This is a genomic window from Comamonas sp. B-9 (genome assembly GCF_000410635.1).
Lineage (GTDB): Bacteria > Pseudomonadota > Gammaproteobacteria > Burkholderiales > Burkholderiaceae_C > Comamonas.
The window spans coordinates 1-8,885 of sequence record NZ_KE148671.1; the positions used below are offsets into that span (position 1 = coordinate 1).

General features: G+C 63.9%; 6 protein-coding genes and 1 pseudogene. 5 read left to right on the top strand and 2 right to left on the bottom strand.

Annotated features, from left to right (window positions below; translation table 11 throughout):
* On the top strand, positions 1–466 hold a 466-nt coding region (locus H928_RS32650; protein WP_027011332.1), incomplete at its 5' end, for an endonuclease/exonuclease/phosphatase family protein.
* Positions 467–534: 68 nt separating this feature from the next.
* A complete protein-coding gene (trxC, locus tag H928_RS0123795; protein WP_021028739.1) occupies positions 535–972 on the top strand; it encodes a thioredoxin TrxC in 438 nt (145 codons plus the stop codon).
* Positions 973–1,059: 87 nt separating this feature from the next.
* Here trxC and H928_RS0123800 read toward each other — a convergent pair whose 3' ends face one another.
* On the bottom strand, positions 1,060–2,997 hold the full coding sequence (locus tag H928_RS0123800) for a PhoX family phosphatase (protein WP_021028740.1): 1,938 nt from the start codon (positions 2,995–2,997) through the stop codon (positions 1,060–1,062).
* A 506-nt stretch (positions 2,998–3,503) separates the two neighbouring features.
* On the opposite strand from H928_RS0123800, the gene H928_RS0123805 reads away from it, so the two are divergent.
* Genes H928_RS0123805 through H928_RS0123815 form a run of 3 tightly spaced genes read left to right on the top strand, consistent with a single transcriptional unit; the run spans position 3,504 to position 8,379 of the window.
* On the top strand, positions 3,504–5,426 hold the full coding sequence (locus H928_RS0123805) for a PrkA family serine protein kinase (protein WP_021028741.1): 1,923 nt from the start codon (positions 3,504–3,506) through the stop codon (positions 5,424–5,426).
* Positions 5,427–5,482: 56 nt separating this feature from the next.
* Positions 5,483–6,754 carry a YeaH/YhbH family protein gene (locus H928_RS0123810; protein WP_021028742.1) on the top strand — a complete coding sequence of 424 codons (1,272 nt, stop codon included), beginning with the start codon at positions 5,483–5,485 and terminating at the stop codon, positions 6,752–6,754.
* Positions 6,751–8,379, top strand: a complete 1,629-nt coding sequence (locus H928_RS0123815) for a SpoVR family protein (RefSeq protein WP_021028743.1) — start codon at positions 6,751–6,753, stop codon at positions 8,377–8,379. The genes H928_RS0123810 and H928_RS0123815 overlap by 4 nt, the downstream gene beginning before the upstream one ends.
* A gap of 32 nt (positions 8,380–8,411) precedes the next feature.
* On the opposite strand, the pseudogene H928_RS33875 reads toward H928_RS0123815, so the two are convergent.
* Positions 8,412–8,885, bottom strand: a pseudogene (locus tag H928_RS33875) (multifunctional CCA tRNA nucleotidyl transferase/2'3'-cyclic phosphodiesterase/2'nucleotidase/phosphatase); the annotation flags it as partial.

The following is an 8,885-nucleotide window of genomic DNA, read 5'->3' on the forward strand; positions in this document are numbered from 1 at the left end:
GCTGGGCTTGGTGCGGGTGATGTGCACGCATCTGGAGTACCACAGCGCGAGCCAGCGCATGGCGCAGGTGCAGGCGCTGCGGGCGATCCATGCCGAGGCGCTGGCGCAGCTGCAGGCGCTGCCCGCTGCGGCATCGGCGGCCACGCCCTACACCACGCCGGTGCACACCCCGCATGCAGTGCTGTGTGGCGATTTCAACCTGCACGCCGGTGAGCCTGCCTATGCCGCCCTGGTCGCTGCGCAGGCCGATGGATCCGCGCTCTGGCATGACAGCTGGCCCTTGCTGCACGGCAGCGCGCCGCAGCCGCCCACCTTCTGCCTGTTTGACCGTACCTGGGGGCCCGCGCCGGTGGCCTGTGATTTTGCGCTGGTCAGCGACAGCCTGCGCAGCCATGTGCAGGCCTGGCACAGCGACAGCACCACCCAGCTGTCCGACCACCAGCCGGTACTGCTGACACTGGCTTGAAATATGCGGCACCGGCCTCCAACTGGCGTGTGCATCGTTGCCTATGATGGGTAGCAGGAGAGAGCCCTATGACCGAAGACAGCCTGCACATTGTGTGCCCCCATTGCCATACCACCAACCGCGTGCAGCGCGCGCAGCTGGCCCAGCAGCCCGACTGCGGCAGCTGCCACCAGCCTTTGTTCACCGGCGAGCCGGTCGCGCTGGATGCCGACAGCTTTGCCAAGCAGCTGGGGCGCAACCACATCCCCGTGGTGGTGGATTTCTGGGCGCCCTGGTGCGGCCCCTGCCTGCAGATGGCACCCGGCTATGCGCTGGCCGCCAAACAGCTCGAACCCCGGCTGCGCTTTGCCAAGCTCGATACCGAGGCCTATCCGCACGTCGCCCAGCCCTTCAATATCCGCAGCATTCCGACCATGGTGGTGTTCAAGGGCGGCCAGGAGGCGGCACGCATCTCCGGCGCGCTGCCGCCTGGCGAGATCGTGCGCTGGCTGCAGTCGGTTTTGTAAACGCACTGCCCCATGAAAAAATGCCATCCGTCTGGATGGCATTTTTTTGTTGTGAAGCGAGCGCGCGAGTGGCCACGCGCTCTGTGCTTACAGCTTCACCGCTTGCGGGGTGCCGGTCAGGTAACCCACCGAGGCGCCAAACTTGTTCTTGTAGTTGGCATTGATCAGCGGATCGAGCTGGTCCTTGATCTTGGCGTGCAGCGCGCTCCAGTCACCTGGGTGCTGGAAGTTGCTCATGATGTAGGTCCAGCCGTTGGCCTCGTCCACCGCGTGCAGGCCGGTGGATTCGGCGCCCGCAGGCGTCGACAGGATGCGCGAGAGCTGCTTGGTGTCGGCGTTGTAGGCCCACAGGAAGTTGTTCACGTGGTTGCCGCTGTCTTCGCCGATGAACAGGGTGCGCATCTTTTCGGAGAACTTCAGGTTGTCCGGGCTGGCGATCTTGTCGGGGTTGGAGGTGTTGCCCAGTGCGTCTGCGGCAATGTCCTCGCCCATCATCAGCATGTGCGATTGCTGTGGCACCCATTCGCTGTTGATGGTGGAGCCCTGGCGGTCCTTGATGCCGCCGCCCAGGTTGTGGGCCAGCACGCCGCCGGCCTTCACGGTCTTGGGGAAGGTCACGTTGTGCTTGGCATTCCAGGCCTTGTCACCGTTGATCATCGAGGTCTGGATGTTGGCCAGTGCCGAGTAGGCCACCTTGTCCTTGATGTTGACGGTGGTGCCTTCCATCTTGGTGAAAGCCATCGAGCCGCCCACCAGGTTGGCGTAGCGGTGGGTTTCGAGGAAAGCGGCCGCCTTTTCCATGCCGGGCTTGAGCTTGAGCCAGGCGGCCTTGCCGTCCAGGAACACCGCGGTGTAGCTGGCGTCCTGCGGGTCGGTGGTCAGCGACTCCATGATGTCGGCCGGCTTGAGGGTGTTGGCCAAAGCTTCGATCTCGGCGCTGGTGGCGTGGCCCAGGTGGATCCACTCCATCTTGGCGGTCGAGGTGTCGGTCAGCACATCGGTGTAATGCGCAACGTACAGGTTGCCGGCGGACAGGTCTTTTTCCTTGTCGGCTACGAACATGAACAGACCACCATTGGTGTAGTCATCGCCCATCAGCGCGGTGCGGTTGTCGGGCATCACATGGATCAGCTCGTGCGAGATGCGACCCAGGCAGTAGTGCTTCTTGACCGTGCCGGTGCCGTCCTTGTTGACGGTGATCTCGGGCAGGTGGCCGTAGTGGTATGGGTTGGCCGTGGTTTCGTTGCCGTACACGTGCTTGCTGAAGGCCTTGAACTGGGCCGAGCTGGCAGCGGTGAAGGCATCGGGCTCGTACTCTTCGCTGGACAGGTGGGTGTTCCAGGGCGAGAGGCTGGCGCCGCAGGTGATCCACAGGCCGTGGGCCTTGGACATGTCGACGTTGTGGTACTTGACCAGGCTCAGCTTGCCGGTGTCCTGGTCCTGGTCCAGGGTCAGCACGGCGATGGGCGAAGGCAGGGTGCCGTAGGCATCAGCGCCCGACAGGTCCTTGGAGGTGTACTCGAATTGCACCACGGCAAACACGGGCTTGCCCTTGACGCCGTCGACCTTGGCATCGGCGACCTGGATGATCGAGGAGCCATCGGGGCAGTCGGAGAAGAAGTGGCGCTCGCTGCCCGCCACCGACTTGTCCATGATCGGCTGGTTGTTGATGTCGTAGTAGCCGCCAGCCAGGATCTTGCCGCCCTTGCCGTCTGCCACCATGTCGCCGGTGACAAAGAAGGATTCATAGGCCAGCGCCACTTCGCGCTTGCTGTCGTCGGCGTAGAGGATGGTCATCACCGCCGTGGTCGAGGTCGTCGCCATCGCTGCGGGGTTGGTCAGGTTGGGCGCTGCCATGTTGGAGAAGCTCACCGACGTGAACGCGGCCGTAGGGCCATCGTCATCACCACCGCCGCCGCAGGCGGTCAGCAGGCCTGCTGCAGACAGGGAGCCGGACAAGGGCAGCAAAGGTGCGCTGCCCAGAAATTGCAAAAGACGGCGACGCGAGGTCAGCACTGCGCTCATATCGGTAACTCCGTGGGGTGTTATGTGGTGTTTGGATGCACCACAGAGGCCCATGAGAGATCCGGGCCAACATACTCTGTGGTGCGCAGCGAGTATCGGCGGCGCCCATGGCAGAGGCATGACGTTGTTGTGTCGTTTTTATGACGATGCGCGCGGGGCGGGCTGCCGTCTTCAGCCGCCAAATGGAGCCGTTGCGGCGATGTGTGACGGGCGTTGCTGGACGGTTTTCCGAGGGCGGCAGAGCCTATCAGAGGCCGGCGCGGCCGCTGGCGCCGTAACCAGAAATATTGCCTGCATTGTGGTCATCCGTGTGTAGGACATGTGATCTGGTCAAAGCGCCGCTAAGGTGCTAAAACCAAGTCACGATAACGGTTGCCTAGGGAGGCTCTGCAAAACCCTCGCCAAATGGTATGGACGCATTCCGACTACGAGGCAGGGAGTTTTGCAGAGGGGTCCTAACAAGTTTGCGGCACGGTCAGCCCCTTGGGTGCCGCCACGGAGGTCGTATGGATGTCATCAGCAACTCTGCCGCCCGCTACGTGCGCCTGCGCGAAGAGGAAATGTCGCTCGACGAGTTTCTTGGCTTGTGCCAGCGCGACCCGATGGTCTACGAGGGCGCGGCACACCGCATGCTGGCGGCGATTGGCGAGCCGGAGATGGTCGACACGCGCAACGATCCGCACCTCTCGCGGCTGTTTGCCAACAAGATGATCCGCCGCTACCCGGCCTTTGCCGAGTTCTACGGCATGGAGGACTCCATCGAGCAGGTGGTGAGCTTTTTCCGCCATGCCGCCCAGGGCCTGGAAGAGCGCAAGCAGATTCTCTACCTGCTCGGCCCGGTCGGCGGCGGCAAGAGCTCCATCGCCGAGCGTCTGAAGTACCTGATGCAGAAGGTGCCGTTCTATGCGCTCAAGGGCTCGCCGGTCAATGAGTCGCCGCTGGCGCTGTTCGACCCGATCGAAGACGGCCCGGTGCTCGAGGAGCAGTTCGGCATTCCGCGCCGCTGCCTCAACCATGTGCTCTCGCCCTGGGCCGTCAAGCGCCTCGATGAATACGGCGGCGATATCCGCCAGTTCCGGGTCGTCAAGCGCTACCCCAGCATCTCGCGCCAGGTGGGCGTGGCCAAGACCGAGCCGGGCGACGAGAACAACCAGGACATCTCCAGCCTGGTCGGCAAGGTCGACATCCGCAAGCTGGAAAACTATGCCCAGGACGACACCGATGCCTACAGCTACTCGGGCGGCCTGTGCCTGGCCAACCAGGGCCTGCTGGAGTTTGTCGAAATGTTCAAGGCGCCGATCAAGGTGCTGCACCCCTTGCTGACCGCAACGCAGGAGGGCAATTACAAGGGCACCGAAGGCTTTGGCGCCATCCCCTTTGATGGCATCGTGCTTGCCCACAGCAACGAGAGCGAGTGGAAGGCCTTCCGCAACAACCGCAACAACGAGGCGTTTCTCGACCGGGTCTATATCGTCAAGGTGCCGTATTGCCTGCGGGTTTCGGAGGAGGTGCGCATCTACGAAAAGCTGATCCGCGAATCCTCGCTCGCCAGCGCGGTCTGCGCGCCCGGCACCTTAAAGATGATGGCGCAGTTTGCGGTGCTCACGCGCCTCAAGGAGCCCGAGAACTCCAGCATCTTCAGCAAGATGCAGGTCTACGACGGCGAGAGCTTGAAAGACACCGACCCGCGCGCCAAGAGCTACCAGGAGTACCGCGACTACGCCGGCGTGGACGAGGGCATGTCGGGCATCTCCACCCGCTTTGCCTTCAAGATCCTGTCCAAGGTGTTCAACTACGACAGCACCGAGGTAGCGGCCAACCCGGTGCACCTGATGTATGTGCTGGAGCAGCAGATCGAGCGCGAGCAGTTCCCTGCCGAACTGGAGACCAAGTACACCGGCTACATCAAGGAATACCTGTCGCCGCACTACGCCGAGTTCATCGGCAAGGAAATCCAGACGGCCTATCTGGAAAGCTACAGCGAGTACGGCCAGAACATCTTTGACCGCTACGTCACCTACGCCGACTACTGGATCCAGGACAGCGAGTACCGCGACACCGACACCGGTGAGGTGTTCGACCGCAATGCGCTCAATGCCGAGCTGGAGAAGGTGGAAAAGCCCGCCGGCATTGCCAATGCGAAGGACTTCCGCAACGAGATCGTCAACTTCGTGCTGCGCGCGCGTGCCAACAACCAGGGCAAGAACCCCAGCTGGACCAGCTACGAAAAGCTGCGCCTGGTGATCGAGAAGAAGATGTTCTCCAACACCGAAGAGCTGCTGCCCGTCATCAGCTTCAACGCCAAGGCGAGTGCCGAGGATGCACGTAAGCACGAGGACTTTGTCACCCGCATGGAGGCCAAGGGCTACACGCCCAAGCAGGTGCGCCTGTTGTGCGAGTGGTACCTGCGTGTGCGCAAGAGCAGCTGAGGCAACGATAACGGCGCGCCGGCACCGAACGCGCCGGGTCATGGATGGGGGCATAGATGGCATTGCAAATCATCGACCGCAGGCTCGCCGGCAAGAACAAGTCGGTGGGCAACCGCGAGCGCTTTGTGCGCCGCTACAAGACGCAGATTGCCGACGCGGTGCGCCGCGCGGTGGCCAAGCGCGATATCCGCCATATCGAGCAGGCCGAGAACATCACCATCCCGCGCAAGGACATCCAGGAGCCCGTTTTTCACCATGGGCAAGGGGGTGTGCGCGACACCGTGCACCCGGGCAATACCGAGCATGTGCGGGGCGACCGCATTGCGCGGCCCCAGGGCGGTGCGGGCGGGGGTGGTGGCTCCCAGGCCAGTGACAGCGGCGAGGGTGAGGACGACTTCACCTTCACCCTGACCAAGGAAGAGTTCATGGAACTCTTCTTTGAAGACCTGGCGCTGCCGCGCCTCTTGCGCACCCATATCGCCAGCACCTTGCAGTACAAGACGCGCCGCGCCGGCTACAGCCATGACGGCACGCCGCACAACCTGGCCGTGCTGCGCACCATGCGCGGCGCGCTGGGCCGGCGCATTGCGCTGACCAAGGCGCCCAACCGTGAACTCAAGGCGCTGGAGGACGCGCTGGCAGACCTCGTGGCGCAGGATGACGGCACCAGCGAAGCGGTGGCCGAGCTGCAGCAGCGCATCGCCTTGCTGCAGGCGCGCATGGGCAAGGTGGCCTTTCTCGATCCGCTGGACCTGCGCTTTCGCAGCCGTACCAAGGTGCCCGAGCCCAGCAGCCAGGCGGTGATGTTTTGCGTGATGGATGTCTCGGGCTCGATGGACCAGTCGCGCAAGGGCCTGGCCAAGCGCTTTTTCATCCTGCTCTACCTGTTTCTCACCCGCCACTACGAGAAGATCGAGATCGTCTTCATCCGCCACCACACCCAGGCGGCCGAGGTGGGCGAGGACGAGTTCTTTCATTCCACCGAAAGCGGTGGCACCGTGGTCAGCAGCGCGCTGGTGCTGCTCGACCAGGTCATCAGCGCTCGCTACCCGGTGGCCGACTGGAACATCTACGTGGCCCAGGCGAGCGACGGCGACAACTTTGGCGACGACGGCGGCAACTGCCGCAGCCTGCTGGCTGACAAGATCCTGCCGCTGGCGCGCTACTTTGCCTATGTGCAGGTGGCCCCGGACGAGCAAAGCCTCTGGCAGGAATACAGCCAGTTGCTGCCGCTGTTTCCGCATTTCGCGATGCGCAAGGTGGCCGAGCCCGGGGATATCTACCCGGTGTTCCGCGATCTGTTCAAGAAGGAAGGGGTACCGGTATGAACCCGTCGCAATACCCCGTGCTCGCACGGCGCAAGGGCTCCCCACATTGGAAAGTGCCGTTTTCTGGCGACCGCTCCCAGCGCGACGTGCCCGCCACACCCCGACCAGCGGGCCAGCGCCCGAACCAGCCCTTGCCCGATCCGAGCGACTGGACCTTCGAGCTGATCGAGCGCTACCACGCGGCCATTGCCGCGACGGCTGAGCGCTATGGGCTGGACACCTACCCCAACCAGCTCGAGGTGATCTCGGCCGAGCAGATGATGGACGCCTATGCCAGCGTCGGCATGCCGGTGGGCTACCGGCACTGGAGCTATGGCAAGGAGTTTTTGGCCACCGAGCGGCGCTACCGCCGCGGCCACATGGGTCTGGCCTACGAGATCGTCATCAACTCCAACCCCTGCATCAGCTACCTGATGGAGGAGAACACCACCGCGATGCAGGCGCTGGTGATTGCCCATGCGGCCTACGGGCACAACAGCTTCTTCAAAGGCAACTACCTGTTTGGCATGTGGACCGATGCGGGCAGCATCATTGACTACCTGGTCTATGCGCGCGACTTCATCGCGCAGTGCGAAGAGAAGCACGGCATTGACACGGTGGAGCAGTGGCTCGACTCCTGCCATGCGCTGGCCAACCTCGGCGTGGACCGCTACCGCCGCCCGTCCAAGAAGACGCTGGCGCGCGAACGCGCCGAGCGCGAACAGCGCGAGGCCTATGCCCAGCAGCAGGTCAACGAGCTGTGGCGCACCCTGCCGGCGCGCCCGGACAAGAACAGCCCGGCCCAGCACCATGAGCGCTTTCCCAAGGAGCCCGAAGAAAACCTGCTGTACTTTATCGAGAAGAACGCCCCGCTGCTGGAGCCCTGGCAGCGCGAGGTGGTGCGCATTGTGCGCAAGATCGCCCAGTACTTCTACCCGCAGCGCCAGACCCAGGTGATGAACGAGGGCTGGGCCACCTTCTGGCACTACACCTTGCTCAACACCTTGTATGACGAGGGCTGGCTCACCGATGGGGTGATGATCGAATGGCTGTCGTCGCACACCAATGTGATCTACCAGCCGCCTGCCGGCCACCGTGCCTACAGCGGCATCAACCCCTACGCGCTGGGCTTTGCGATGTACCGCGACATCCAGCGCATCTGCGAGCACCCGAGCGAAGAAGACCGGCGCTGGTTCCCCGATCTGGCCGGCACGCCCTGGCTGCCGGCGCTGCACCATGCCATGCAGAACTACAAGGACGAGAGCTTTATCGGCCAGTACCTGAGCCCCAAGCTGATGCGCGACATGCGCCTTTTTTCCATCCATGATGACGCCAGCGAGCGCGAGCTGCTGGTCAGCGCCATCCACAACGAAGACGGCTACCGCAACCTGCGCCAGACCCTGTCACAGCAGTACGACCTGGGCGCGCGCGAGCCCAATATCCAGGTCTGGAATGTGAACCTGCGCGGCGACCGCTGCCTGACCTTGCGCCACACCCAGTACCAGGGCCGCCCGCTGTCCGACGATGTGCAGGAGGTGCTCAAGCACGCCGCGCGCCTGTGGGGCTTTGGCGTGCAGCTCGAAAGTGTCAACGGTGATGGCGCGGTGCCGGTGTTGCTGCATTCGGTGGCGGCGCCGCTGGCTTGACCTGGCAGTGCCTGACCCGGCGCCGCAGCTGCTCAAGGCTGTCCGCTGGCAGCGGCTGCGGCAGTGTCGGCTGCCACCATCTGCGCCACCGCCTGACAGCGCGCCTCATGCACCATCGCGCCAATCTCGGCGCCTTGGCGGCCGCTGCGGGCGGCGCGTTCAGCCACCTCCTTGGTGCTGACGGCCTGCGCGGCGGCCAGCAGGCCCAGCAGCTGCGCGCGTTGCGGATAGGGCTTGTCTTGCAGCCCCAGCCGCCCCTGGGCGTCGCACTGGCAGGCCAGCAGCGCCTGGCCAAAACGTTCGGGTTTGCGAAAGGCGTCGCAGCGTTCGAGCAGGCGCACGACGGCAGCGGGCGCAATGCCCGGGCTGCGGTGGATATTGCCGTGCTCGGCGGCGACCATCAGCGCCAGCTCGGCGCAGTCGCTGGGCACACGCAGGCGCTGCTGCAGCTTGCGGGCCAGCTCCACACTGCGCTCCTCATGGCCGATATGGCGGGGGGGGACACC